General features: G+C 56.1%; 36 protein-coding genes. All 36 read left to right on the top strand.

From position 1 onward, the window contains the following. Position 1: 1 nt before the first annotated feature. The 36 genes from PSI22_RS00355 to PSI22_RS00530 all read left to right on the top strand — a co-directional run bounded on the left by PSI22_RS00355 (position 2) and on the right by PSI22_RS00530 (position 22,936). Complete coding sequence (locus tag PSI22_RS00355) at positions 2-148, top strand: hypothetical protein (protein WP_273577790.1); 147 nt, start codon at positions 2-4, stop codon at positions 146-148. Beyond that, positions 148-684, top strand: coding sequence for a gp16 family protein (locus PSI22_RS00360; protein WP_273577791.1), 537 nt, complete (start codon positions 148-150; stop codon positions 682-684). Before PSI22_RS00355 ends, PSI22_RS00360 begins: the two co-directional genes overlap by 1 nt. Then, entirely contained in the window at positions 681-1,187 is a 507-nt protein-coding gene (locus PSI22_RS00365) for an HI_1489 N-terminal domain-containing protein (RefSeq protein ID WP_273577792.1), read from the top strand. Before PSI22_RS00360 ends, PSI22_RS00365 begins: the two co-directional genes overlap by 4 nt. Beyond that, positions 1,188-1,496, top strand: coding sequence for a hypothetical protein (locus PSI22_RS00370; protein WP_273577793.1), 309 nt, complete (start codon positions 1,188-1,190; stop codon positions 1,494-1,496). It begins immediately after the preceding gene. Positions 1,497-1,508: 12 nt separating this feature from the next. Beyond that, entirely contained in the window at positions 1,509-1,934 is a 426-nt protein-coding gene (locus PSI22_RS00375) for a Mor transcription activator family protein (RefSeq protein ID WP_273577794.1), read from the top strand. 100 nt (positions 1,935-2,034) lie between these two features. Continuing rightward, a complete protein-coding gene (locus PSI22_RS00380) occupies positions 2,035-2,547 on the top strand; it encodes a glycoside hydrolase family 108 protein (RefSeq protein WP_273577795.1) in 513 nt (170 codons plus the stop codon). Beyond that, on the top strand, positions 2,547-2,804 hold the full coding sequence (locus tag PSI22_RS00385) for a hypothetical protein (protein ID WP_273577796.1): 258 nt from the start codon (positions 2,547-2,549) through the stop codon (positions 2,802-2,804). The genes PSI22_RS00380 and PSI22_RS00385 overlap by 1 nt, the downstream gene beginning before the upstream one ends. Beyond that, positions 2,788-3,015 carry a DUF2644 domain-containing protein gene (locus tag PSI22_RS00390; RefSeq protein WP_273577797.1) on the top strand — a complete coding sequence of 76 codons (228 nt, stop codon included), beginning with the start codon at positions 2,788-2,790 and terminating at the stop codon, positions 3,013-3,015. The genes PSI22_RS00385 and PSI22_RS00390 overlap by 17 nt, the downstream gene beginning before the upstream one ends. Then, positions 3,012-3,611 carry a hypothetical protein gene (locus PSI22_RS00395; RefSeq protein WP_273577798.1) on the top strand — a complete coding sequence of 200 codons (600 nt, stop codon included), beginning with the start codon at positions 3,012-3,014 and terminating at the stop codon, positions 3,609-3,611. The genes PSI22_RS00390 and PSI22_RS00395 overlap by 4 nt, the downstream gene beginning before the upstream one ends. Beyond that, a complete protein-coding gene (locus PSI22_RS00400) occupies positions 3,608-3,829 on the top strand; it encodes a TraR/DksA C4-type zinc finger protein (protein ID WP_273577799.1) in 222 nt (73 codons plus the stop codon). Before PSI22_RS00395 ends, PSI22_RS00400 begins: the two co-directional genes overlap by 4 nt. Continuing rightward, entirely contained in the window at positions 3,813-4,115 is a 303-nt protein-coding gene (locus PSI22_RS00405; protein ID WP_273577800.1) for a DUF2730 family protein, read from the top strand. The genes PSI22_RS00400 and PSI22_RS00405 overlap by 17 nt, the downstream gene beginning before the upstream one ends. Then, the gene (locus tag PSI22_RS00410; RefSeq protein ID WP_273577801.1) at positions 4,115-4,402 is read left to right on the top strand and encodes a VpaChn25_0724 family phage protein; all 288 of its coding nucleotides are present in this window, start codon (positions 4,115-4,117) and stop codon (positions 4,400-4,402) included. Before PSI22_RS00405 ends, PSI22_RS00410 begins: the two co-directional genes overlap by 1 nt. Before the next feature lie 2 nt (positions 4,403-4,404). Continuing rightward, positions 4,405-4,977 carry a DUF3486 family protein gene (locus tag PSI22_RS00415; protein ID WP_273577802.1) on the top strand — a complete coding sequence of 191 codons (573 nt, stop codon included), beginning with the start codon at positions 4,405-4,407 and terminating at the stop codon, positions 4,975-4,977. Beyond that, positions 4,977-6,536 carry a terminase large subunit domain-containing protein gene (locus tag PSI22_RS00420; protein WP_273577803.1) on the top strand — a complete coding sequence of 520 codons (1,560 nt, stop codon included), beginning with the start codon at positions 4,977-4,979 and terminating at the stop codon, positions 6,534-6,536. The genes PSI22_RS00415 and PSI22_RS00420 overlap by 1 nt, the downstream gene beginning before the upstream one ends. A gap of 5 nt (positions 6,537-6,541) precedes the next feature. Beyond that, positions 6,542-8,110, top strand: coding sequence for a DUF935 domain-containing protein (locus tag PSI22_RS00425; protein ID WP_273577998.1), 1,569 nt, complete (start codon positions 6,542-6,544; stop codon positions 8,108-8,110). Beyond that, positions 8,094-8,516: a phage head morphogenesis protein gene (locus PSI22_RS00430; protein WP_273577804.1), complete on the top strand. Its 423-nt coding sequence runs from the start codon at positions 8,094-8,096 to the stop codon at positions 8,514-8,516. The genes PSI22_RS00425 and PSI22_RS00430 overlap by 17 nt, the downstream gene beginning before the upstream one ends. Further along, the gene (locus tag PSI22_RS00435) at positions 8,413-9,306 is read left to right on the top strand and encodes a phage head morphogenesis protein (RefSeq protein WP_273578000.1); all 894 of its coding nucleotides are present in this window, start codon (positions 8,413-8,415) and stop codon (positions 9,304-9,306) included. Before PSI22_RS00430 ends, PSI22_RS00435 begins: the two co-directional genes overlap by 104 nt. After that, positions 9,303-9,773, top strand: coding sequence for a phage virion morphogenesis protein (locus tag PSI22_RS00440; protein ID WP_273577805.1), 471 nt, complete (start codon positions 9,303-9,305; stop codon positions 9,771-9,773). Before PSI22_RS00435 ends, PSI22_RS00440 begins: the two co-directional genes overlap by 4 nt. Before the next feature lie 166 nt (positions 9,774-9,939). Further along, positions 9,940-11,166, top strand: coding sequence for a phage protease (locus PSI22_RS00445; RefSeq protein ID WP_273577806.1), 1,227 nt, complete (start codon positions 9,940-9,942; stop codon positions 11,164-11,166). After that, the gene (locus PSI22_RS00450; RefSeq protein WP_273577807.1) at positions 11,166-12,092 is read left to right on the top strand and encodes a Mu-like prophage major head subunit gpT family protein; all 927 of its coding nucleotides are present in this window, start codon (positions 11,166-11,168) and stop codon (positions 12,090-12,092) included. Before PSI22_RS00445 ends, PSI22_RS00450 begins: the two co-directional genes overlap by 1 nt. 60 nt (positions 12,093-12,152) lie before the next feature. Further along, on the top strand, positions 12,153-12,467 hold the full coding sequence (locus PSI22_RS00455) for an HI1506-related protein (protein ID WP_273577808.1): 315 nt from the start codon (positions 12,153-12,155) through the stop codon (positions 12,465-12,467). Next, complete coding sequence (locus tag PSI22_RS00460) at positions 12,464-12,916, top strand: gp436 family protein (RefSeq protein ID WP_273577809.1); 453 nt, start codon at positions 12,464-12,466, stop codon at positions 12,914-12,916. The genes PSI22_RS00455 and PSI22_RS00460 overlap by 4 nt, the downstream gene beginning before the upstream one ends. Further along, positions 12,916-13,458, top strand: coding sequence for a DUF1834 family protein (locus PSI22_RS00465; protein WP_273577810.1), 543 nt, complete (start codon positions 12,916-12,918; stop codon positions 13,456-13,458). Before PSI22_RS00460 ends, PSI22_RS00465 begins: the two co-directional genes overlap by 1 nt. Further along, complete coding sequence (locus PSI22_RS00470) at positions 13,455-13,631, top strand: DUF2635 domain-containing protein (protein ID WP_273577811.1); 177 nt, start codon at positions 13,455-13,457, stop codon at positions 13,629-13,631. Before PSI22_RS00465 ends, PSI22_RS00470 begins: the two co-directional genes overlap by 4 nt. Next, a complete protein-coding gene (locus tag PSI22_RS00475) occupies positions 13,631-15,103 on the top strand; it encodes a phage tail sheath subtilisin-like domain-containing protein (protein ID WP_273577812.1) in 1,473 nt (490 codons plus the stop codon). Before PSI22_RS00470 ends, PSI22_RS00475 begins: the two co-directional genes overlap by 1 nt. A 14-nt stretch (positions 15,104-15,117) precedes the next feature. Continuing rightward, positions 15,118-15,477, top strand: a complete 360-nt coding sequence (locus PSI22_RS00480) for a phage tail tube protein (RefSeq protein ID WP_273577813.1) — start codon at positions 15,118-15,120, stop codon at positions 15,475-15,477. Between the two features lie 2 nt (positions 15,478-15,479). Further along, positions 15,480-15,800 carry a phage tail assembly protein gene (locus PSI22_RS00485; RefSeq protein WP_273577814.1) on the top strand — a complete coding sequence of 107 codons (321 nt, stop codon included), beginning with the start codon at positions 15,480-15,482 and terminating at the stop codon, positions 15,798-15,800. 14 nt (positions 15,801-15,814) lie between these two features. Beyond that, a complete protein-coding gene (locus PSI22_RS00490; RefSeq protein WP_273577815.1) occupies positions 15,815-15,949 on the top strand; it encodes a hypothetical protein in 135 nt (44 codons plus the stop codon). Beyond that, entirely contained in the window at positions 15,946-17,277 is a 1,332-nt protein-coding gene (locus tag PSI22_RS00495; RefSeq protein ID WP_273577816.1) for a hypothetical protein, read from the top strand. The genes PSI22_RS00490 and PSI22_RS00495 overlap by 4 nt, the downstream gene beginning before the upstream one ends. Continuing rightward, on the top strand, positions 17,222-17,830 hold the full coding sequence (locus PSI22_RS00500; RefSeq protein ID WP_273577817.1) for a hypothetical protein: 609 nt from the start codon (positions 17,222-17,224) through the stop codon (positions 17,828-17,830). Before PSI22_RS00495 ends, PSI22_RS00500 begins: the two co-directional genes overlap by 56 nt. Further along, entirely contained in the window at positions 17,830-19,221 is a 1,392-nt protein-coding gene (locus PSI22_RS00505; protein ID WP_273577818.1) for a DNA circularization protein, read from the top strand. The genes PSI22_RS00500 and PSI22_RS00505 overlap by 1 nt, the downstream gene beginning before the upstream one ends. Then, positions 19,214-20,302: a phage baseplate assembly protein gene (locus PSI22_RS00510; RefSeq protein ID WP_273577819.1), complete on the top strand. Its 1,089-nt coding sequence runs from the start codon at positions 19,214-19,216 to the stop codon at positions 20,300-20,302. Before PSI22_RS00505 ends, PSI22_RS00510 begins: the two co-directional genes overlap by 8 nt. After that, positions 20,299-20,844, top strand: coding sequence for a phage baseplate assembly protein V (locus PSI22_RS00515; protein ID WP_273577820.1), 546 nt, complete (start codon positions 20,299-20,301; stop codon positions 20,842-20,844). Before PSI22_RS00510 ends, PSI22_RS00515 begins: the two co-directional genes overlap by 4 nt. Continuing rightward, positions 20,841-21,290, top strand: coding sequence for a phage GP46 family protein (locus PSI22_RS00520; protein WP_273577821.1), 450 nt, complete (start codon positions 20,841-20,843; stop codon positions 21,288-21,290). The genes PSI22_RS00515 and PSI22_RS00520 overlap by 4 nt, the downstream gene beginning before the upstream one ends. Further along, positions 21,291-22,364, top strand: coding sequence for a baseplate J/gp47 family protein (locus PSI22_RS00525; protein WP_273577822.1), 1,074 nt, complete (start codon positions 21,291-21,293; stop codon positions 22,362-22,364). Further along, positions 22,355-22,936, top strand: coding sequence for a YmfQ family protein (locus PSI22_RS00530; RefSeq protein ID WP_273577823.1), 582 nt, complete (start codon positions 22,355-22,357; stop codon positions 22,934-22,936). The genes PSI22_RS00525 and PSI22_RS00530 overlap by 10 nt, the downstream gene beginning before the upstream one ends. The last annotated feature ends 9 nt before the right edge of the window (positions 22,937-22,945 follow it).

Below are 22,945 nucleotides of genomic sequence, written 5' to 3' on the forward strand. Positions count from 1 at the left end.
CATGAAAAGACGTTTTAACCTATGGCAATGGATTGGGTTACAGGTTTGGAATTTCAGTGAATGGAGTGGTATTGGTTTGGGGCGGTTTGCACCGTGGGTATTTCATCAAATGATTGGCTGTGATACGCCAGTAAAAAAGGTGAAATAATGACCCGACACCAACTTATTCGCCTTATCCATATCGCAAAAACTCAACTTAAGCTGGATGACGAAACCTATCGTGCGGCACTGGTTGCCGCTACAGGCAAATCGTCCTGCCGTGAGATGTCTCAGGCGGAATTAAAAACGGCCTATGGTGCCTTTGTCGAGCGTGGATTTAAACGCCGTTTTAAACGTGATCACCAACGGGTTAAACCCGGTTTAAACGGTCAGCCAAAAGCACCGGAAATTACCAAGATCCGCGCCATCTGGATCACCATGTATCAGCAACAGTTCTTAGTTGACGGTTCTGAAGCGGCACTGAACCAATTTGTCCAGCGTCAGACCGCCAAAATCAACGGCGGTGTCGGCGTGGCCGAGGTAGGCTGGCTCTCAGATTCACTGGCCTGCCCGGTACTGGAGTCCCTGAAACAGTGGCACGGTCGGTTAATGTTGAAAGCCATGCAGGCGCGAGGTCAGCGCCTGCCAGAACGGCGGGGATATGATGCCCTGTGTGATGCGTACAGCACGGAGAAGCCCTTATGAAAATTGGCCGCTGCCCTGTCTGCCATTCCGATTTTCATCTGGATGCCGTGTTTGAAGATGATGCCAGCCGGCAACTGCTGGCTAAACTCACTGACTTACCCGGTGGTTGCGCCCGGCCTTTGGTTGCCTATATTGGTCTCTTTCGTCGGGAGAAAAATAACCTGTCCAACAGCCGGGCCTTGAAACTGACGGAAGACGTACTGGCGCTTTACTCGGCCAACCGGGTCTTGGCTCATGCCCTCAGCGAAACCGTTGAACGTATTCGGGAGAAACGGGCACAAGGCGATAAAAAACCACTCTCCAACCATAACTATCTAAAGGTCGTCTACCAGTCATCAGAACAGCTCTTTGCCCAAAGCAGCAATATCAGTGCCAGAGAGAAGAAACAAGTTTCTGGGTCTGATAGCCGTGATGCCTATTTTAAACAAATGCAGCAATATGGTGTTGATTTGGCTACACTACCGGGTGGCAAAGAGTGGTTAGAACGACAAACAGGGGGGTAAATGGACAGTGATTTTTTCTTTACATTGATACTGATTGCGGCTGGATTTTGGGTCTATTTTGATGCGTACCATAATCACATTGGAACATATCGTGATGAACAGAACCGACTCCGCGGGCATTCGCCAGTCTGGTGGGGAGCGTGTACTTTATTATTACCCATTGTCTTCCTTCCCCTGTACCTGATTAGGCGGAAAACACTGCTGGCAATGGCACAAAAATACCCATCCAACAGTGATAAAAGTATCGGGATTTTAGTCATATCAATACTAAGTGCACTTGCAATTTGGCTATTTCACTTTAATTATTAATGGCTTGATAATATGAAAAATCTACCACTTTTTGCCGACAGTCATGAAGAATTAGGACAGATATTAGATCAGCTGGATAATATCCCAGAAGCCGAACTACAGACACGCTGGCCCCAACTACTGGCGGATATGGTTGATCTGTTTAGTTCGGAACTACAGCGGCAGGGCTATGATGAACAGGCTGCCCGGTTGTCTGCCCGTAAACTGGTTGGCTCTCTGGCCCATTATTATGGGGGGCGGGCCGTTTACCTGCCAACGGGCGAAACCTTAAAAGCCGCCCTGCGGGATAATCAGTTATTCAGTGAATGGAGCCGTTCCCGGGGTAATATGGATTTACTTGCCCGGAAATATTCTCTGACCAACTCGACCGTTTATGCGATACTGCGACAACAGTTAGCGCTGCACCGCAAACGCCACCAGCCTGAACTGTTTGACTGAATGCAACCCGCTACGGCGGGTTTTTGTTTGATACCCCACAAACCCAACATCCCCCACCTAAAACCGATGATGAGCTACCCCTTATTCACAGGTAGCCATCATGACTCAGAAAACTTACAGCGTTGCCTTTCTCCATGCGATAAATTACCTGCTGCCCATTGAGGGCGGTTATGTCAATGACCCCCATGACCGGGGCGGTGAAACCCAATACGGCATCAGCAAACGCAGTTACCCCCAGCTGGATATTCGGGCATTAACGAAAGACGATGCCACCGCGATTTACTCGAAGGACTTCTGGCTGATGGCAGGCTGTGAACGCATGCCGTCCGGTATTTCATTGGTGTTATTTGACAGTGCCGTGCAGCATGGCGTGGTGTCGGCCATCCGGTTATTGCAACGCGCCGTTGCCGTGCGGGATGACGGTATTCTGGGAACCAAAACCCTGGATGCCATTGCTGCCACGGCACCGGATTATCTGCTGCACCGATTACTCAATCAGCGTGCCCGCTACTATGCCCAGATTATTGCCCGCAATCCCCTGCAACAGCGGTTTTTGAATGGGTGGTTTAATCGTCTGGACAGTCTCGCTCAGGCTGCGCTGGAGGTAGTGTAATGCTGCCACACTCCATTCCCGAAGCGCTGCTGCAAAAACACATTCCCGAGCTGCGTAACCCCCGTTATTACGGCATTTACCACAGCGGCCGGGAACGCTGTTTACAGCAGGCCCTGGCCGGAAACGATATCCGTCCGGTGCCGCTGTACAGCCATAACGCCACGTACCAGTCCCTGTTCAGTAAAGGCTGGTTATCCGTCAATACCCAGGATATCCGGCTGGCCAAAGCGGAGGGCCGTCATGTTAGCGATGCTTAAGCAACTCATCACCAACCCGGCCAGCGGGCGTTTTTCTACCTCCGATACCACCTTGTTCGGTGCCTGGGTGGCCAGTACCGCCGTGCTGCTGTGGTCAGCGGTGTCCGGCCAGTTGTCCGAATGGTTGTTTGTCGGCTATCTGGCCGCCTGGGTCACCCAGAATCAGGCGTCAAAACAGGCGGCCATCAAACGGGATAAGGAATGTTCATGACTCATGTGATGTGGCGCTATGGCCTGACCGCCGTGGTCAGCGCCGTACTGGGCGGCGGCATGGCGGCGGCGTGGGTTTCCAACACCATGCAGTCCGCCGTGGATACCGAGATCCAGAACCGCCAGGCGGCAGAACTGACTTTCTACCAGTCGCAGAAAGCCACGGCCGAACTGAATGCGGCCACCCTCCAGCAACTGGTGACAGAACAACAGGCACAATTACAGAAAAATGCAGACTTATCCCACAAACTGTATGCCACCCTCACGGGATTATCCCAGGCGGCAAAACGCATTGAACACCGGATACCCGCGGCACTGGCCCGCGATGGGGCTGGTTATAACGGTCTTGGCCCTGATGGGTTGCAGCTCTACCAGCAGGCCTTTGGTTACGGTCACGCCCCCGTTGATCGTGTCGGCGTGTCCGGTGATCCCCGCGTCCCTGCTGCAACTGCCTCCCAAACCTCCCCAACCCCGTTCAGGGACACCCGCTGCGCTGCTGGCCCATGCCAGCCAGTACGGCCAGTGGAGTCAGGCACTGGCACACACGCTGTCAGCCATTCAGGTCTGGGCGGCACAGCAACAGGAACGGCCCCATGAGCAGGCTGATCGATAAAGCCTGCGCACTGGAGTTATGGCTCCGTGAACAGGCACTGGCCGCGCATTTTCAGCGCACGATACAGGCCGGTGATGGAACCTGCTTTGACTGTGGCATCCCTATTGACCCCGCCCGGCGGGCGATCAATCCGGCCTTTGAGCGCTGCATCGGGTGTCAGGAACACATCGAATTCAGGGAGAAACATGTTAGACGTCCTTAGAGAAAACTGGGCGATGGTCTGGGCAGCCGCCACCACGGCATTTAACGTCATTCTGGTGCTGCTCAGTAAAACCTACGCCAAACGTGATGAGGTGGACGTGCTCAAGATACAGGTGCGCCAACTGGAGACGTCCTTATCCACGCTGCCCAACCGACAGGAACTGCACGCCCTGCAACTGGAAATCGCGCACCTGCGCGGTGACCTGAAGGCGGCCCTGCCGGAATTACGTCAATTACGTCATATGAGTGACTTGTTGTTACAAAATGAACTCAAGGAAAAAAGCTAATGCGTGAAATCTTAGATGCTGACCAGCGGCTGGTGCTGTTGCGCTCGCTCGCTGAATGTGGCGGTGAAGCCAATGAATCCGTCTTGCAGACCTGTCTGGATACCTACGGTCACCGTCTCAGCCGCGACAGGGTGCGCTCGCACCTGGGCTGGCTGGAAGAACAAGGGCTGTGTTCCGTCAACGATGTGGCGGGTTGTCTGGTCGCCACCCTGACCGGACGCGGGGTCGATGTTGCCGAAGGCCGCAGCACCGTACCCGGTGTCAAGCGGCCGCGCCCACGGGGGTAATCATGACGGATAAACGCACCCGGGGCCGCCCCTCAAAAATTGATCTGTTGCCGATGACCATTCGTGATCAATTGCACGCGCTGTTACGTGATAAGCGCCATACACAGGACGATATCCGTGCCGCCGTTAACGAACTTATTGACGATGCCGGGCTGCCGGATGACCTCAAAATTTCCCGCACGGGCCTGAACCGTTATGCGTCCCGGATGGAAACCCTGGGGGCGCGGATTCGTGAGGGGCGCGAAATCGCTGATGTCTGGGTGTCCCGTCTGGGGTCGGCCCCCACGTCCGATGTGGGGAAACTGTTGCAGGAGTTCGTTAAGTCTCTCGCCTTTGAAACCAGCATGAAACTGGCCGAAAGTGGGGATGTGATAGAACCCAAGGCGTTATCACAATTGGCCCTGGTCGCGGCCCGTATTGAGCAGGCGGCGATGACCAGCACCAGGCGCGAGAAAGAAATTCGGGCGGCCTTTGCGGCAGAAGCCGCCGAGCAGGCGGAAAAAATCGTCAAACAGGCCGGACTGACTGCCGACGCGGCGGCGGATATTCGCCGCCAGATATTGGGGATTGCCTGATGCAGACTGCGCAACATAATCCCGCGACAGACTTTATTATCAACGCGGTTAATGACGTCGCGTTTGATCCCGATGCCGTCTTGCTCGGTTATCAGCGGCGCTGGATAGCGGATGATGCCGTCCTCAAGATTGCCGAGAAATCCCGCCGGACAGGGTTAACCTGGGCAGAAGCCGCAGATGCCTCACTGACTGCGGCCCAGTCACGCGAAGCAGGCGGCTCCCATCATTTCTATCTCGGCTCCAATAAAGAGATGGCGCGGGAATTTATTGATGCGGCGGCGATGTGGGCCAAAGCCTACGGACTGGCCGCCGGCGAAGTCGGTGAAGAAATCTTTGCCGACGAAGACAAGGACATCCTGACCTTTGTTATCTACTTCAGCAGTGGGTTTAAGGTGCAGGCGCTGTCCAGCAACCCCAAGAACCTGCGCGGGATGCAGGGAAATGTGACCATTGATGAAGCGGCCTTCCATGAGAAGCTGGCGGAAGTCCTGAAAGCGGCGCTGGCGCTCACCATGTGGGGGGCAAAGGTGCGCATCATTTCCACCCATAACGGCAATGAAAACCTGTTCAATGAATTGATCCAGGATTCTCGCGCCGGGCGCAAACGCTATACCATTCACACCATCACGCTGGATGATGCCTGCAACGAGGGATTATATCGACGTATCTGTCAGGTCAGGCGTCAGCCGTGGACGCAGCAGAACGAAGACGACTGGAAAGCCCATCTGCTGAAAGACACCGCCACGGAAGAAGATGCGCTGGAAGAATACTATTGTGTGCCGAAGCAAGGCAGCGGGGCCTATATCCCCCGGGTGTTGCTTGACCGGGCCACGGATGCGCGTTGTACAGTGATACGCTTCACCATGCCCAACGGGCACATGAGCTGGACGGAAGACGCGCGCAAAAATACGGTAATGACCTTCTGTGAGGAACAGTTACGGCCCGAACTCAGTCAACTTGATCCTGATACCCGCCATGCCTACGGGCAGGACTTTGCCCGTTCGGGGGACTTGTCCGTGATTGGCGCGGGCAGTATTGAACAGGATACGCGGCGCATTCTGCATCTGACCGTTGAACTGCATGATGTGCCCTATAACCAGCAACGCCAGATTGCCGTTTTCATCATTGACCATTTACCCCGGCTGGTGGGGATCGCCCTGGATGCCACGGGGAACGGCGGTTACCTGGGTGAAGCTATCTTACTGCGCTATGGGGACACGATGGTCGATGCTATCCATATCACGGATAACTGGTATCGGGAATGGTCGCCCAAATACAAAGCGTTGTATGAGTCGAATGATATCGCCATTCCCAAGGATGAGGACATCATTGCCGACCAGCGCCAAATCCAGAATATCCGCGGGGTACCCAAAATTGACCGTAACCGCCGGGCGGGTGCCGACGGTAAAAAACGCCACGGCGACAGCGCAGGCGCCTACCTGATGTTTACCCGGGCCACCTATATGGACGGGCAACTGATTGAATTTATCCCGCTGCCGGACAAACACACGGCAGCCCACGATGATGATTTACCGAATTTTGAGCGGGGGTGCTGGTGAAAATACTGAACCGACTGGTCGATGCCGTGGGGCGTCGTTTCTGGTTTAAATCCGACAGGCAGACGCAGGATGATGAATCCCGTATCTCACAATTGCATCGCTATTACGGGGATCATCCGGTCAGCGGCCTGACACCGGCGCGGGCGGCGGAAATCCTGCTGAATGCGGAACGCGGCCAACTGCTGGCCCAGTGTGAACTGGCAGAGGATATGGAAGAAAGGGATGCGCACCTGCAATCCGAACTGGGCAAACGGAGACGTGCCCTCCAGTCGCTGGACTGGAAAATTACCCCGCCGTCGAACGCCAGCCGGGAAGAGATCCACGATGCGGAATTATTAACCGAAATCTTGCGGGATACGGACTGGTTGCCTGACTGCATTTTTGATGCCACCGATGCCATCTTAAAAGGGTTTTCGTGTCAGGAAATCGAATGGGAAACGGTGGGTGACCTGATTATCCCGCGCTCGGTCGAGTGGCGCGACCCGGCCTGGTTCCAGACGCCGCAGGATGAACGCAATACACTGCGGTTGCGTGATGGCACGGCTGCGGGGGCGGAGCTGCAACCGTTCGGCTGGATACAGCATGTCGCCAAATCCAAATCCGGCTATCTGGCGCGCACCGGACTTATCAGAACGCTGGTCTGGCCGTTTATCTTCAAAAACTATTCGGTGCGTGACTTAGCCGAGTTTCTGGAAATTTACGGCCTGCCTATCCGGGTCGGGCAATATCCTGCCGGGGCCACGGACAATGAGAAACGCACCCTGTTACAGGCGGTGATGTCCATTGGTCATAATGCCGGCGGCATTATTCCCCGCTCCATGATGATTGATTTCAAGAACGCCGCCGACGGGACGGCTGATCCGTTTATGAGCATGATGTCGTGGGCCGAGTTAAGCATGTCCAAAGCCATTCTGGGCGGCACACTCACCAGTCAGGCCGACGGGGCGAGCAGCACCAATGCGCTGGGCAATGTGCATAATGAAGTCCGGTTCGAGGTGCGCAACAGTGATGCCACCCAGCTGGCCGCCACGCTCACCCGTGATCTGGTCTTTCCCTTGTATGCCCTGAACTGTCAGTCGTTTGATAACCAGCGCCGCAAGCCCGTGTTTGAGTTTGATTTGTCGGAGCCGGAGGATGTCACCGCCTACGCCGCCGCCTTGCCGCAACTGGTGGGGATCGGGATGAAAATTCCGGTGCAGTGGGCGCATGACAAGCTGCAAATTCCCCTTGCCGCCGATGATGAAGACTGCCTGAAGCCTGCGGGCCCCCCCGTGTCAGATTTCGCTTCCGCTCTGCTCAGTGCCCGTTTACCGGACGCTGTCCTGTCGGCAGACACCGCCGCCGTTTCAGTCGATGCCATGCCGGGTGCGGTCAATGGGCAGGAATGGCAATCCACGGTTGATCCGTTGCTGACGCCCCTGATTGCCGCACTGGAAACGGGCGGGTATGCCGCCGCGCAACAAAAAGCGGCCGAACTCTATGCGGGGATGAACGATGAGCAACTGGCCGACCTGTTACACCGGGCGATGTTTGTCGCCGAACTGTGGGGACGATTAAATGCCGCAACCTATTGATTTAGGTTATGCCGCCAAACTGGAACCGAAACTGGCGGTCGATTATTTCCGCGCCAAGGGGTATGAGATCACCTGGAACTGGCAGGAGGCTGACGCTGCGGTTCATGCCCGGGCGTTTACCGTGGCCAAAGCAGCCCGGCTGGATATTTTGACCACATTGCGGGAGCAAGTGGATAAAGCCCAGCGCGAAGGTATCACAGAACGCGATTTTATTCACACCCTGACACCCCGCTTACAGGAACAGGGATGGTGGGGAAAACAGGTCATCGTTGACAGTGAAGGCCGGACGTTATCAGCAACAGCTGGCCAGTGCGGACACCCACCCGTACTGGCAGTATGTCGCCATCATGGACAGCCGCACCCGGCAGAGCCATGCCGCCATGAACGGGCGGGTCTTCCGCCATGATGATCCTGTCTGGGACAAGCTCTATCCGCCCAATGACTGGGGCTGTCGCTGCCGGGTGCGTACGCTGACGGCAGCACAGGTCAAACGGATGGGATTGACGGTCGAATCCAGTACGGGCGCGGTCAGCAGCCAGCCAGTCGAAACGGGCGTTGATCAACGAACGGGCGAAATCTATCAGTCCGAAGTGACGACATTCCAGCGGGGTAACCAGAAAATGTCCACGGGCGCAGGCTGGTCAAACAATACCGGGCAACTGGCGATGGGCGCAGACATCAGTATGGCGCGTAAACTGCTCGAATTACCGAGCCGCGAACTGCGCCAGCAGGTTATCCAGTCCCTGAATCAGGCCCCTGCCCGGCAACACGCCTTTGCCCAATGGGTCGGGCAGGTCATGACCCGCCGCCAGACAGGCCAGGGACAGCAATCACTGGGTTTTGTGACGGACAGCATCGCGCAGACGATGGAACAACGGTTCGGCCAGTCGGCCCCCCGTTTGCTGACCGTGACTGAAACCACCCTGAAATCAGGCGGAACCCTGGCGGAATACCAGTCCCTGCCTGCCATTATCGGCCAGCCCGCCGCGGTCATGCTGGACAAAAACAGCCAACAACTGCTGTATATCAGTGCGACCGGACGCGAAGCAGGCCGGACAGTGGTGACGGTGCCTGTTCAGCAGAGTCCCGTGGAAAATCTGACGGGCCGTGCGGTTCAGGTCGATGCGATCCCGCTGTCGGTTTTGCGTACCGGACTGCAAAACGGGCGCTATGAGTTATTGGAGGGAAATGTATGAGACTCGATGTCCGGTTTGATGACCAGGGTATTCAGGAGGCTTTCCAGCGCGTGATGCAGCTGGGGATGGATACCACGCCGATTACCCGCGCTGTCGCGGCGGTACTGGCGAGCGAAAGTGAAGACGCTTTTGCCAATCAGGCCGACCCGACCACCGGGCAGCCGTGGACGCCGTTGACACCGCGCTATCAGGCAAAACTGGCGGCCCGCGGCCGGAACGGCCCCCTGCTGCAACGGACACAGGGCGGGCTGGCGCTTTCGTTGTCCACCACCTATGATGCCGGGAGTGCGACGATTGGTTCGAATAAGGTGTATGCGGCAATCCATCAATGGGGCGGCCTGCCGACCATGCCCCCCGGCTCCGCGGCGGTGCCCGCCCGCCCTTATATGGGGCTGTCTGCGCAGGGGATTGCCGATATCGTGGCTATCATTAACCAGCAGCACGCAGAGGCACTCCAGCAACGTTGATAGGGGATTATTCGTCTTTCACCCGTTTAAACGACGCCAGACGTTTTTAAACGGGTTTTAAACGCGCTATAGTGTCCTGGCTCACCCCCGCTTTCTTTTTCCTGCCCGGTGAAGGTGTGATTTACCACAAACCCGCTCATCGGCCGCCCCCGTTCACAATAGGGGCATGAAAACCCCAATACGCCCCCCAAAAAAACGCGTGGCCATTTTAAGCGCCGCGATGTCAGACAGCCCCGATGGCTGGTATCAACTGCTGCCTGCCGGGTACTTTAGTGCCCGGGATGGTCGCCCGGATGATGTCCCCGGCGGACAGTGGTTTATCGATGCCAGCATTGCTGAACAATTTATTGCTGCCACGGCGGCGATTGGTCAACCCGTTGGTCAACCCGTGCTGTTTGACTATAACCACGTGACGCTGAAACAGGATAGTGATGCTACGGCGTGTGCTGAAGCGCGGGCAGCGGGCTGGTTACGTGACCCGCGCAATGATATGCAATGGCGCGAGGGCGTTGGGCTGTTCGTCCGGCTGTCACTGACTCAGGCGGCACAGCAGGCCGTAGATAACCACGAGTGGGCGTATCTGTCGGCCGTGTTTCCGTATAACCAATCCGGCCATCCGCTCTACCTGCGGATGGGCGCATTAACCAATGATCCCGGTCTGACGGGTATGCAATCCATCGCCGCCCTGAGTGCGCAACTGGATACCCTGATTTCCCCATCCCCGACCACAGAGGACTCCCCCATGAATGAAATGCTGCTTCAGCTTCTGGAGTCATTGGGCATCGAACTGCCTGAAGACACCACCGAACTGACCGACGACGCATTAAGCGATTTACTGACGCAGGCACTGGCCGCACTGGACACATTGAAAGCGTCCGCCCAGATAGCCTTAGACACGCAAAACGTGATTGAGACGACCCCAGACCCGGATGCGATCTCTACGGAGGTCACCACCCTGATTGATGAAAATGCCGGCGATTTAACGGAGGTCGAGCAGATTCTGGAAGAAGCCGCGTTAAGCGGGGTTGACCTGAGCAAATATGTGCCTGCCCGGGCGTATCACCTGCTGGCCCGTCAGGCGGCGGTGTTGAATGCCCAGGCTAGAGGGGGCGGTGCGGAAAGCATCATTGCGGCGGCCCGCCGTACCGGGCGCGTTGTTGCAGCAGAAATACCGTATTTACGTGCGGTGGCCAACCAGCATGGCATTGCCGCCCTGAATGCGGCGATTTCCGGCCGTCGCGGGATCGGTGCCCTGACCAGCCGTCAGACCCTGAAACACCGTCAGCCGGGTAACCGTCTGGCCGTGTTGTCAGCGGCAGATAAAGAAGCGGCCCGCCTGCAAGGGCTGACTGAGACTGAATTCCTGAAACGTAAAAAAGGAGCCAAAAAATAATGGCTATCGTTACTCCTGCGTTAATCAAGAGCCTGTTCACAGGCTGGAACGGTGACTTTCAGAATGGTCTGGAAGACGCGCCCAGTCAGTACGAAAAAATTTCCACCATCGTGCCCAGTACCACCAAATCCAATACCTATGGCTGGCTCGGTAAGTTTCCGGGGATGCGGGAATGGATTGGTGACCGCGTTATCAATGACATGCAGGCGCACGGTTATCAGATAGTCAACCGTCCGTTTGAAAGTACCGTCGGGGTTGACCGCGACGACATTGAAGATGACAACGTGGGGATTTATTCCCCGTTGTTTACCGAAATGGGCCGGGCGGCCGGGGTTCAGCCGGATGAGATGTGTTTCAGCGCCCTCAGTAATGGATTTAAGACCCTGTGCTATGACAAGCAGAACTTCTTTGACACCGACCATCCGGTTTATCCGGCCGTCGATGGCAAAGGCGAGGCGAAGCACGTCAGTAATATTCTGGCGGCGGACGGTTACACCGGGCAGCCGTGGTTTGTGCTCGATTGCTCCCGGGCCATCAAGCCCGTGATTTTCCAGCAGCGTAAGGCACCGGAAATGGTGGCGATGGACAAGGTGGATGACGAACAGAATTTCATGCGCAAATTGATCCGCTACGGGGTGGATACGCGCTGCGAAGCGGGGTATTCGTTCTGGCAATTAGCCTACGCGGCCAAAGCGCCGTTGACCGCCGATAACGTCTGGTCAGTCATTTCCGCGATGCGCGAGTTCAAGTCTGACGGCGGGCGTCCGCTGGCGGTTCGCCCGACCCATCTGGTCGTTCCGCCGTCCATGGAAAAACTGGCCACCCAACTGCTGGAGCGTGAGCTGACCGTGGACAGTCAGGGCGGCACCATCAGTAATGAGATGAAAGGCCGCCTGGAACTGATAGTGGGCGATTATCTTCAATAAGCACGGATTAAACGGGGTATAAGCCCCGTTTAAATCCGGTTTAACCGGAGTTGGAATGTTATGTCTGATGAAACGCATACTGCGGCGCTGGATCTACATCCCCTCGTTGAAATGGTGGGGGTCAGTGTCGTCAATACCGCGCACGCGGGTTATCGGCGTGCGGGGTTTGTTTTACAACAGGGGGAAAACACCCTGCCGCCCGTTACGCTGGCAGCGCTTCAGGCGCTGGAAGCCGACCCCCGGCTGTCTGTTACGGTTATCGCGGCAGATCCTGATGATGACCCAAAAGGGGGGGTGGATAATCAAAACCTTACAGATGAGATAAATGCACCCTCACCCCCGCCCTCCGCCCAGGATAACCGAGGCAGAAAATGAGTTACGCCATACTCAGCGACATGTATGCCCGTTATAGCCGCGATGCGCTGCATACCCTGACGGACAGCAAGATTGATGATTATCACCGTCTGTCACCGCCGGAGCTGAACCGTGCCCGTGAACATTTGATTCAGGTGGCACTGGATGATGCCGCTGCCACGATTGACGGCTATATCGATGGCCGCGCCACCTTGCCGTTAAAAACCGTGCCTGTCGGGCTGGTCAGAATTGCCTGTGTGCTGGCCCGCTTTGCGCTGGAATCGGGGGCCGCGACAGAGAAAGCGACCAAAGATCAGGAAGACGTCATCCGGTTGTTGGAGAAAGTCGCCGCCGGGGATGTCAGTCTGGGCCTGAGTAAAGACGCGGAACGCCCTGCGGGGGGCGATGTGGCCATCATCACCAGTAGCGGCAGTGTCTGGGGCCGTAAACAGTCGCGGGGATTTATCTGATGGCCATCACCAGTGATATTTCCGATGCCCTGATAGCGGACATCAAAGACCTGTTTGGCAATACGCTACGCAAGGTGGATACCCACCCGGGGCAATGGAGTGATTCGGCGGTCAAACTGATTATCAACACAGCCCCGGCGGTTTATGTCGCCTGGCTCGGCAGCCGTCAGGGAGAAATCCGCAATACCGCCATTTCCAACTGGGGCATTTTCATCAGCGCTAAAGTCCTGAACGGCAGACAAACCGATGTTTTGGGCATTTACCAAATCGTCGAACGGCTGACCGGCTGGCTGAATAACCGGCGAATGGCCCCGGCGGGAAATTTCACCCTGACGCAGGTGGCCAATCTGTGGAGCGATACGCAAAGCCAGGCGGGGGTGGCCGTCTACGGTCTCTATTTTGATGCGCCGCAACCGCTGCCCGACCCCGTTGACCCCAGCGAACTGGATGACTATGCGACCCATTATCAGCAATGGACACAACCCAGCGGCACACCCGAACAGGAAGCCTTAATCCTTTTACCCACGCAGGATATGCCATGACTGAACTGTACCTGAAACCCGGGAGCGGACTGGTTGTCCGTGACCCCGAAACCTACCAGCCCCTGACGGATGACGGGGAACCCAAGCCCCGCACCGCGTATTGGCTGCGCCGCCTGAAAGACGGCGACGTGACTGAAATTGTCCCCCTTAAACTGAAGAAAGGCGCACAATAATGGCGATCTCCTATAATGACATTCCGTCCAATATCCGTGTTCCCCTGTGTTACATCGAATTCGATAATTCGGCGGCGGTCACCGGCACGCCGCCCACGTTGCATAAAACCCTGCTGTTAGGTTTACGCATCGCGTCCGGTCAGGTGCCTGCCGGACAACCGTTCCGTATCACCTCGGTCAGTGCGGCTGAAGCCGCCTTTGGCCGTGGCTCCATGCTGGCGGAAATGGCGGGGGCCTTTATTCGGGGCAATGCCTTTGCCGACCTGTGGGGGCTGGCGATTGACGATGAGGCCAACGGGGTGAAAGCCGTTGGCAAAATTCAACTGGTGGGCACTGTCGCCCAGACAGGCCAGATTGCCCTGATGGTGGCGGGCCTTTCCGTGCGTGTCACGGTCAAGGCGGGGGATGATGCCGTGACGATGGCAGGAAAAGTGCGGGATGCCCTGAATGCCCATGACACGCTGCCTGTGACCGCCCGCAGTGAATCCCTGTCCGATACCGTACTGTTAACCGCCAAATGGTCAGGGGAAACAGGCAATGATATTGATGTCCGGGTAAACTACTACGACGGTGAAATGCTGCCGGCGGGGATCAACGTGGGGATCACGCCGTTGGGCGGTGCCACGGGCAATCCCGATTTGGCCGCGGCCATTACCGCTTTGGGGGATACCTGGTGGAACTATATCGTCAACCCGTTTACGGATACGCGCAACCTGAACCTGTTGCGGGATGAGCTGAAGCAGCGCTGGGGGCCACTGAAAATGATTGACGGCCTGTGCTGGATGGCGAAGCGCGGCACACTGGCACAAATCTCCACTTTTGGCACCACCCGCAATGATTATCTGTTCTCCACCCTGGCAACGGGGATATCGCCGCAACCGCCGTACCTGTGGGCGGCCACGCTGGCCGGGGTTGCCGTCGGCTCATTGAGCATTGATCCCGCCCGACCTCTGCAAACGCTGCAATTGCCGGGCCTTCTCCCGCCGGCACGGGGTGACCGTTGGGCACTGAATGAACGTAACCTGTTGCTGTATGACGGCCTGTCCACGTTCACGGTTGATACGGGCGGTAACGTGCAGATTGAACGCATGATCACCATGTACCGCCAGAATGCGTTCGGCGACCCTGACCCCAGTTATCTGGATGTGGAAACCATTGCAACCCTGTCCTACCTGCGTTACGCCACCCGGGTGCGCATTACCCAGAAATACCCGCGCCATAAGCTGGCGAACGACGGCACCCGTATCAGTGCCGGACAGGCCGTGGTGACGCCGTCGGTGATCCGGACTGAACTGCTGGCCCTGTTTACTGAACACGAATTCGCCGGACTGGTTGAGGATTTTGACACGTTCAAGAAAACCCTGCTTGTGGAGCGCGATCAGAACGACCGCAACCGCCTGAACGTACGCAGCAATCCTGATCTGGTTAACCAGTTCCGTATCTACGCTCACGCCATCCAGTTTATTTTGTAAAGAGGACATCCCCTATGGCCAGTCCATACCAGTATACGGGCATTGCCTACATTCATTTCAACGGGCGGGAACTGCCCACCAAAGAGGGCGCGACATTAACGCCGGGCGGTGTCAGCCGTGATCCGGTGATTGGTGCCCGCGTTTATGGCTGGCAGCAGACCCCCAAAGAAGCCCGCCTGAGCTGCGTTATCCCGCAGGGGCCGGGCGTCAGTCTGTTTACTATCAAGAACGCCGTTGATGTCACCATCAGTTTTGAATGTGACACGGGCGAAAAATTCATGCTGGCGAATGCCTGGTGTGACGGTAATACCACCCTCACCAGCAAGGGCGAGATTTCAGCGGAATTTATTGCCGTGGAATGTAAGGAGATTTAACCATGCACTTTGAATTAAAACACGGTCTGGCCTATGGCAAGGATAATGATATCGAGCAGCAATTTGAGGTTGAACTGCGCCAGCTGACTGCCGGTGACCTGATTGATGCAGAGGCCGCCAGTGAACGGGTGGTGATGACGGCCAACGGGCCCGCGTTGCTTTCTAGCCCGTCCCTGATGGGGTACGAACTGCTGCGCCGCACGATTGCCCGCATCGGTAAAATCAATGGCCCCATCCCGTTAGTGATGCTGAAAACCCTGCACCAAGATGATCTGGCCCTGATTGCCGAACAGGCTGACCGGCACGGTGGCGCGGATGGCTGACGAGGGGCGATAGTTTGCAGTGCGTTCGTGCCATTGAGCGCACTGCATTGTTTGTCGGTCATCGGCTGCGGGGGGGCCCGGCCTGGGCGCTGGCGTTACCCCTGCCTAAATTGTGGCTGTATTCATCCTGGCTGGAGAAACGTGCATGACAACCCCTAACCGCGCCCGGTTCGTCATTGATTTGGTCGGCAATGTTGCCCAACGTGCCCGTCAGTTCGGGGCCAGTATCCGGCGGTTTGGGACGGAAGGCAGCCGTTCCATGCGGCTGTTTTCCGGGGCCATGACGGGCGCCAACGGGATACTGGACAAATTTGATAACCGCCTGATGGGGTTTGTGACCGGCGGCGGCCTGGCGTTGGCGGCCAAGAAAGTGGCTGATCATCAGCAGGTCATGACCGAACTGGGGACACAATATAACCTGACCGCCGACCAGGTGAATACGCTGGATGCGTCCATCACCAAAGTGGCCGGCCGCCGTAAGCTGAGTACGTCCGATTTAACCACCGCGGCGACCGCGTTCCTGGGCCAAACCAATAATCTGGATGCTACGCTGGCGCATCTCGATAACATCGCCCTAAGTATCAACGGCATCAAGATGGAAGCCAGTGCCGCCGGAACGGAGCTGGGGGCGATGTTTAACGTCGGCTATCAGTCACCGGAGAAAATGCAGACCTGGCTGGACGGTGTTGCGTCGGCCAGCCGGCAGGGTACGGGGAATGTGACTGATCAACTCAGTGCATTACGCGGACTGGGTAAAAATACCCCGTGGAAAAACCAGACAGACCAGCTGCAAATGTTAGCGCTGATGCGGATAGCCAATCAGGAATTTAATGACCCTGCACAGGCTGAAGCGGCGGTACAAGGTTTTTACGAGGTTATCAATAATGCGGATAAACGAAAAACCTTGTGGCAGAAAGGTAGGGTTAAAACCACAGATAAAAACGGCCAATTAAAATCCCCAGCGGATTTATTGTTTGAGTCGGGAAAAGCCGCCTATCAGAAAGAAGGTAACCTAAAAGACGTCTTTGACGGCGACACGTTGAAATTAGCGATGGTGTTTGCTGACCCCAAAAAGCGGGATTTAGCCAAAACCATGTCTAACCCGGCCAATATTGAAGCGGGGTTGCTGGAAGAAAAAGCCACCCAAAACGTTCAGACCCTGAATGCGGCGTTGATTTCTCTCGCCAATGCGGGGGAACGATTCGCGCAGCTGAAACTGGCCAAGCCTGTTCAGGAACTGGCCGATGCCATCAATGATTTAACCCCTGAAGAATTGGATAAATACGCGGCGGCGATTGAGAAAGCGGCGATTGCCATTGGTGCCGCGGTGGCCGCCCGTTACGCCTGGCGTGCAGGCAAAAAAATCGTTAACTACGCCCAGTACATCAAGAATGGCCCGGGAGCCGGAGGTGCGGGCGGCAATGGGGGGGGGACTCGGCGGTGCTGGATCGGGTGTTGTTTCTGTCTATGTCACTAATTGGCCAGCAAATTTGGGTGGAAAAGGAAACCAATCCGGTGGGGTAATTGGAGGAGGAGGCAAAAACAAGTTAATTAAGACCGGAATGGGGGCTGGGATCGCGGGGATGCTGACTGGCGCAGTTACGCCCTATGTGGATGATGCCTTGACATGGGCATTTGGAAATAACGAGCAGTTTAATAAAATCCGCTCTGCGCCAACGTGGGGGGAATTCTATGATGCCACTGCGGGGGATGCCTGGAGCGCAATAACCAGCCCTATCAAAGATTGGTCGAAACAACGTGATGAGAAGATCAAAAATGAAGGCGTTAAACCCTCGCCTTACCTCACGGGCGAACGACCTAATTCCTTCGGCACCTGGCCGGACTCTCCGGCTAACCGTCTGGCGGCGGCCCGTCAGGTGCCGGAAACTCCGCCTGCCAAACCTGCCGATGGCAAGATCACCGTGGTGGTGGAATCTTCTGATGACTTAAAAGTCAGAACCAAATCGGTGCAGGCGGAAAATGTCGATTTACGGGTTAACACCGGCTACAGCTACGGGAGAAGTTACTGATGGAATTTGATCAGTTTATGACACTGTTTAATGACACGTCATGGCGCAGCCGTATCGGGACGGGGAAAGGCACCTTTCGCAACGTGCCGTTTTACATCATGGATGATGCCACCGTCTCCGGTGGCCGTCGTGTCGTTCGGCATGAGTACCCGTTGCGGGACGACGGCGAAACCGAAGACATGGGGCTGACCACCCGCGAGTATTCATTTACGGCCGTGGTGTTCGGTGACCGCTATTTTGACCAGCGCGATGCCCTGATTACCGCACTGGAAAAAGCCGAACCGGGTGAAATGGATCACCCGTACTATGGTCAGCAGCAGGTACAAATTGAAACCTATACTGTCCGTGAATCGTGCTACACAGGCGGGGTTGCGCTGTTTTCCGTGACGTTTGTTCCGGCGGCCAATAATACGGCGCCCCAGGTATCGCAACGGCCGGAACTGAAGGACAAGGGCCTCACCGACAGCACACTGGCAGATATCGCCGCAAACTGGAAGATCTTCACAAGTGCCGTTAATCAGGCCACTGAACGCCTGAATGCGGTTGCAAATACGGTCAATACGATTGTTAACGGTATCCGCAGCCTGCCTGCCAACTCGGGCATGAATCAATTACTGGGTGCGGCGCTGGGGTTGAAAGGTTCCCTGAAAAACCTAATCAATACCCCTGACCAGCTGTTTGGCGATATCAGCGGCCTGATTTCCGGCATGGCAGACGTTGCCACGCCCGATGTCGCCAACCGGGCGTTGCGTCAGACATCCAGTGGCATTCAGTCACAATTTCGATCCCATGTGCCCGCCGTCGCCAGACTTCAGCAGGTGATTAATACCACCACGGGCATTTTCATTGCCAAAGAGTTATCCACCTTGACCTTAAACGCCGCGGCTGCGTCGGCACGGGGTCAGCAGTTTGCACCTGCACTCACCCAGGCCCCGTTTCAGACGGGTTTGACTCCCCTGCAACCCGCTGATACCCCGTTGACGGGTTTGCCCTTACCCGAACGGGCTGACCCTTTGACGTCTGATGCCGCCTTATTGATCTCCGATGCGACCATTCCCTTGATAGAAACGCTGGAGGATGTCCGTCAGAGCAGTGCAGAACTGGATGACACCCTGATGCAACTGATCGTAGAAACCGGGGATTTAGGCTGGTTCCGAACATCAGAGCAGTTACGTGATTTTCGCATTGTATTGCTGCAACAGATGCAGGTCACAGCCAGCGCCTTGCCGACGGCACGGCCTATTCGGGTAGTCGGGACGGAACCTGCGTTGGTGGCGTTATACCGTGAAACAGGCAGTGTCGCGCAGATTAGCCGATTTATCCGCCGCAATGGCATTCGTCACCCCGCGTTCGTCTCGGGCGGGCTGGAAGTCGAGGTGATTAATGGCTAATACCATTGAGTTGATTCTGAGCAATAAAATTTATTCCGGCTGGAAAACACTGAATGTCACCCGCAGTCTGGAAGAGATGTCCGGCCAGTTTAGTCTGGGCATTACCGTCAGAAATAACGATTCCCCACTGGTACTGAAACCCGGTCACGCCTGCCAGCTGGCCATTAATGGCCAGCTGGTGGTTACCGGATATGTCGATGCGGTTGAAGTGGGGATCAATGCCGACGAGCGCACGATTACGTTATCCGGCCGTGACAAGACAGGCGATTTGGTGGATTGCGCGGCCATTCATGGTCGGGGGCAATGGCGCAATGTCAGTCTGGAGACGATAGCGAAAGACCTGTGTAAACCCTTCGGGGTCACCGTTCGCTGGCAGGTTAAGGATGCCGCCGCCGCGACGGTGTTTCGCCAGTGGCAAATCGAACCCGGTGAAACCGTCTTTGACAACCTGTCCCGTGCTGCCCGGCACCGGGGCGTCATCGTGACCAGCAATGCCGCAGGCGAGCTGGTTTTTGCCACCGCGGGCAGCCAGTCCGTGGCAACACTGGTGTTGGGCAATGCCTCGCCGACAGGCGTCAAAATCAAAACGCTGGATACCACCTTATCCTGGCAGGAGCGCTTTAGCCTCTATCGTGTCAAGGGGGCATCGGCGGCGGGCGGCCGCTGGGGGGAAACCCAAACCCCGGTACAGTCAACGGCTATTTATATGGATGCGCGAGATCCGGCCATTACGCGTTATCGCCCGACTCTCTTTCTGGCCGATGACAATATGACGAAAGCCAAAGGCACCGCCCGCGCCGCATGGGAACAAAAGCGCGCCATGGCGCATTCCACAACCGCTTCGGTGGGCATCAGGGGATGGTTCAAACCCGATGGCCAACTCTGGCAAATCAATGACATGGTCAGATTACAGGCCCCGCAAGCGGGATTTCCCGATGAACCTTTGTTGATCGTCTCCGTGAATTACCTGCTGGATAACGACAACGGCACGATAACCCGACTGGAACTGATGCCCCGTGACGGCTTCACCGAAGCCGCCGAACCCGAACAAAAAGTCAGAGACATAAGGTGGAAACCATGATTGCCCAGTTCAATAAATTTACCGCGAGCCTGTCCCGCCGTATCCGGCTACTGGTATCGCGGGGTGTGGTTAACTTCGTGAATGACACCCTGAAGCAACAGAATATTCAGGTGTCATTGCTGGCTGAAGAAACTGCCGATGATGTCGAGCGCTTCCAGAACTATGGACAGACCAGCGTTCCGCCTGCGGACAGTGAAGCGATCGTGTTATCCGTGGGCGGCGTTCGCCAGCACCTGGTCGCCATTGCCGTGGATAACCGCCGTTGCCGTCTGGGGAACCTCAAGAGTGGTGACAGTGCCGTCTATCATCTGGAAGGGCATCACCTCTTACTCACTGAAAATGGGGTTGTTCGCATTCAGTGTAAACGGCTGGAAGTCGTGGCGGAAGAAGGGGTTGTGTTTGACACGCCACAAACCCGCTTCACGGGCAATGTGGATATAGTCGGCATCAGCCAGGCTCAGGATCATATGTCCGGCCAGACGAGTGGTAAAGACCATATTCACCATGAGCATGACGGATACAGTACGAGTAACCCCCGATGAATGCAATGAATGATATCGCCTTACAGTGGCAAATCAACGGTGCCGATATTGTTATCAATAATGCCGATATCGCCCTGGATAATTCACTCAGCACCGCCGTCATCATTTCATTATTCACTGACCGCCGGGCGCTCGACTCCGACGAACTCCCGACAGGCGCGGGGACAGACAGACGCGGTTGGTGGGGCGATAGCTTTAACTCACGGCCTATCGGCAGCCGGCTCTGGCTGCTGGCCCGTGAAAAGCAACTGTCTGCCGTGCTGCACCGCGCCAAAGCCTACGCCGATGAAGCGTTGGCCTGGCTGGTTGATGAGGGTCACGTAAGAAAAATCGATGTAATGGCGACGGCGCCTGCATCCGGCGTTTTACTGTTGACCGTCTCTGTCACGTTATTTGATGGCAGTGTGTTGCCAATGCCTTTTAAAACATCGTTAAGCAGGATTTAAATGCCGTATAAAGCCCCCGCACTTTCAACATTAATCGCCCGCAATCAGGCTGACATTGAAAGCCGGTTGCCAGGAACCTATGCCCGAACGGCATTTCGGACAACCCATGCTATCGCGTATGCCAATGCAGGTAATGCCGCCGGACTGCATGACCATCTGGCGTGGACCAGTCGGCAGGTTATCCCGCATCTTGCGGATGATGACAAGCTGCTGGAACACTGCGAATTCTGGGGTGTCTGGCGTAAAGCCGCCACGAACGCCAGCGGCACATTAACCGTAACCGTGTCTGCGGATACCTTAATCCCTGAAGGCACCCGCTGGCAGCGCCCCGATGGGGTGGTGTTAGAGTCTATTGATGATGTCCAGGCCATCGCGGGTGATAATCCGGTTTCAGTGACCGCGATTGCGGCAGGCCGTAAAGGCAACACCGCGGAAGGCGTGCCACTGGAGTTAATTTCTCCGGTGGTGAATGTTCAGACACAGGCCCGTTGTCGATACCTCGGCGGCGGCGCTGAACAGGAATCGATGGATTCGCTGCGTTCCCGCTTGTTGTTTCGGGTGCAGTATCCACCTTCCGGCGGCAACCAGTATGACTACGAGCGCTGGGCGCTGGAAGTCCCCGGCGTCACCCGCGCCTGGTGCATTCCCCGTTATCGGGGACATGGCACGGTGGGCGTGATGTTCGTGATGGATGAAGAGCCTGACATCTTCCCCGGCACGGCTGACCTGAACAGAATAAAAGACTACCTGACCGGACATATCAACCCCGTCACCAATCAGGTGGAAGGCAAGACCACCGGGGCGGAGTTGATCGTGATGAGTCCGACCGCGAAAGTCATCAACTTCGCTATTCGCCTGTCACCCAATACGGAAGAGGTGCGTGATGCTGTCAAAACGCACCTGAAAATCTATCTGGAAAACCTGCGCCCCGGTGGCCTGGCATTCCTGTCTGAAATCCGTGCCACCATCTCGAACGCCCCCGGTGAAATTGATAACACGGTCTTCAGCCCGACCAGCGATATTCACGCCGCAGAAAATGAGATTTTTGTGCTGGGAGATATCACATGGCGATGACAGCCAAAGATTACCAACGCTCAGGGCTGCAATTGCTGCCGAATGGCCTGGCCTGGTCAAAAGATCTCGACAGCAATCTGGCCAAATTGATGCTGGCCACCGGGGAAGAATTCGCCCGGGTTGATGCTATCAATGCCGCGTTGCTAGAAGAAATCTTTGCCGACCGGGCATTTATGTTACTGGACGACTGGGAAGATTTTGTCGGATTGCCTGATTGCAGCATTGATAAAGAGTCATCAATCAACAGTCGTCGTCAGGCCGTCAAGACAAAATTAATCATGTCCGGCAGCTTGTGCAATCAGTTCTATGAACGATTGGCTGCCGACCGTGGCTACCGCATCAGACTGGAAGAGCACTACCCGCATCACTGCCTGCGTGACTGCAATTATCCCATTTACCCCGATATCAACTGGTTTCGCGTGTTCGTCCATGTCGCGGACAGGACAACCCATTTTGCCACCGTACTGGATCACTGCCAGCAACGCTTACGCATTGCCGATGCCGCCGATTTGGAATGCCTGCTGGCGCGTTACGCGCCGGCTGAAACCGAATTTGTTTTTATTTATGAGTGAGGAATAACG

This window comes from Xenorhabdus aichiensis, assembly GCF_028598775.1.
In the GTDB taxonomy this organism is placed as follows: domain Bacteria; phylum Pseudomonadota; class Gammaproteobacteria; order Enterobacterales; family Enterobacteriaceae; genus Xenorhabdus; species Xenorhabdus bovienii.

What these genes read in the sequence shown, in the direction of transcription:
- PSI22_RS00510 (WP_273577819.1), top strand. Translation starts at nt 19,214, where the DNA reads ATGGCTAATACCATTGAGTTGATTCTGAGCAATAAAATTTATTCCGGC.
- PSI22_RS00500 (WP_273577817.1), top strand. Translation starts at nt 17,222, where the DNA reads ATGGGGGGGGGACTCGGCGGTGCTGGATCGGGTGTTGTTTCTGTCTAT.
- PSI22_RS00475 (WP_273577812.1), top strand. Translation starts at nt 13,631, where the DNA reads ATGGCGATCTCCTATAATGACATTCCGTCCAATATCCGTGTTCCCCTG.
- PSI22_RS00465 (WP_273577810.1), top strand. Translation starts at nt 12,916, where the DNA reads ATGGCCATCACCAGTGATATTTCCGATGCCCTGATAGCGGACATCAAA.
- PSI22_RS00370 (WP_273577793.1), top strand. Translation starts at nt 1,188, where the DNA reads ATGGACAGTGATTTTTTCTTTACATTGATACTGATTGCGGCTGGATTT.
- PSI22_RS00460 (WP_273577809.1), top strand. Translation starts at nt 12,464, where the DNA reads ATGAGTTACGCCATACTCAGCGACATGTATGCCCGTTATAGCCGCGAT.
- PSI22_RS00430 (WP_273577804.1), top strand. Translation starts at nt 8,094, where the DNA reads ATGCCGCAACCTATTGATTTAGGTTATGCCGCCAAACTGGAACCGAAA.
- PSI22_RS00385 (WP_273577796.1), top strand. Translation starts at nt 2,547, where the DNA reads ATGCTGCCACACTCCATTCCCGAAGCGCTGCTGCAAAAACACATTCCC.
- PSI22_RS00445 (WP_273577806.1), top strand. Translation starts at nt 9,940, where the DNA reads ATGAAAACCCCAATACGCCCCCCAAAAAAACGCGTGGCCATTTTAAGC.
- PSI22_RS00355 (WP_273577790.1), top strand. Translation starts at nt 2, where the DNA reads ATGAAAAGACGTTTTAACCTATGGCAATGGATTGGGTTACAGGTTTGG.
- PSI22_RS00515 (WP_273577820.1), top strand. Translation starts at nt 20,299, where the DNA reads ATGATTGCCCAGTTCAATAAATTTACCGCGAGCCTGTCCCGCCGTATC.
- PSI22_RS00410 (WP_273577801.1), top strand. Translation starts at nt 4,115, where the DNA reads ATGCGTGAAATCTTAGATGCTGACCAGCGGCTGGTGCTGTTGCGCTCG.
- PSI22_RS00530 (WP_273577823.1), top strand. Translation starts at nt 22,355, where the DNA reads ATGGCGATGACAGCCAAAGATTACCAACGCTCAGGGCTGCAATTGCTG.
- PSI22_RS00480 (WP_273577813.1), top strand. Translation starts at nt 15,118, where the DNA reads ATGGCCAGTCCATACCAGTATACGGGCATTGCCTACATTCATTTCAAC.
- PSI22_RS00405 (WP_273577800.1), top strand. Translation starts at nt 3,813, where the DNA reads ATGTTAGACGTCCTTAGAGAAAACTGGGCGATGGTCTGGGCAGCCGCC.
- PSI22_RS00380 (WP_273577795.1), top strand. Translation starts at nt 2,035, where the DNA reads ATGACTCAGAAAACTTACAGCGTTGCCTTTCTCCATGCGATAAATTAC.
- PSI22_RS00525 (WP_273577822.1), top strand. Translation starts at nt 21,291, where the DNA reads ATGCCGTATAAAGCCCCCGCACTTTCAACATTAATCGCCCGCAATCAG.
- PSI22_RS00520 (WP_273577821.1), top strand. Translation starts at nt 20,841, where the DNA reads ATGAATGCAATGAATGATATCGCCTTACAGTGGCAAATCAACGGTGCC.
- PSI22_RS00470 (WP_273577811.1), top strand. Translation starts at nt 13,455, where the DNA reads ATGACTGAACTGTACCTGAAACCCGGGAGCGGACTGGTTGTCCGTGAC.
- PSI22_RS00450 (WP_273577807.1), top strand. Translation starts at nt 11,166, where the DNA reads ATGGCTATCGTTACTCCTGCGTTAATCAAGAGCCTGTTCACAGGCTGG.
- PSI22_RS00375 (WP_273577794.1), top strand. Translation starts at nt 1,509, where the DNA reads ATGAAAAATCTACCACTTTTTGCCGACAGTCATGAAGAATTAGGACAG.
- PSI22_RS00505 (WP_273577818.1), top strand. Translation starts at nt 17,830, where the DNA reads ATGGAATTTGATCAGTTTATGACACTGTTTAATGACACGTCATGGCGC.
- PSI22_RS00415 (WP_273577802.1), top strand. Translation starts at nt 4,405, where the DNA reads ATGACGGATAAACGCACCCGGGGCCGCCCCTCAAAAATTGATCTGTTG.
- PSI22_RS00495 (WP_273577816.1), top strand. Translation starts at nt 15,946, where the DNA reads ATGACAACCCCTAACCGCGCCCGGTTCGTCATTGATTTGGTCGGCAAT.
- PSI22_RS00485 (WP_273577814.1), top strand. Translation starts at nt 15,480, where the DNA reads ATGCACTTTGAATTAAAACACGGTCTGGCCTATGGCAAGGATAATGAT.
- PSI22_RS00400 (WP_273577799.1), top strand. Translation starts at nt 3,608, where the DNA reads ATGAGCAGGCTGATCGATAAAGCCTGCGCACTGGAGTTATGGCTCCGT.
- PSI22_RS00365 (WP_273577792.1), top strand. Translation starts at nt 681, where the DNA reads ATGAAAATTGGCCGCTGCCCTGTCTGCCATTCCGATTTTCATCTGGAT.
- PSI22_RS00360 (WP_273577791.1), top strand. Translation starts at nt 148, where the DNA reads ATGACCCGACACCAACTTATTCGCCTTATCCATATCGCAAAAACTCAA.
- PSI22_RS00420 (WP_273577803.1), top strand. Translation starts at nt 4,977, where the DNA reads ATGCAGACTGCGCAACATAATCCCGCGACAGACTTTATTATCAACGCG.
- PSI22_RS00395 (WP_273577798.1), top strand. Translation starts at nt 3,012, where the DNA reads ATGACTCATGTGATGTGGCGCTATGGCCTGACCGCCGTGGTCAGCGCC.
- PSI22_RS00390 (WP_273577797.1), top strand. Translation starts at nt 2,788, where the DNA reads ATGTTAGCGATGCTTAAGCAACTCATCACCAACCCGGCCAGCGGGCGT.
- PSI22_RS00440 (WP_273577805.1), top strand. Translation starts at nt 9,303, where the DNA reads ATGAGACTCGATGTCCGGTTTGATGACCAGGGTATTCAGGAGGCTTTC.
- PSI22_RS00455 (WP_273577808.1), top strand. Translation starts at nt 12,153, where the DNA reads ATGTCTGATGAAACGCATACTGCGGCGCTGGATCTACATCCCCTCGTT.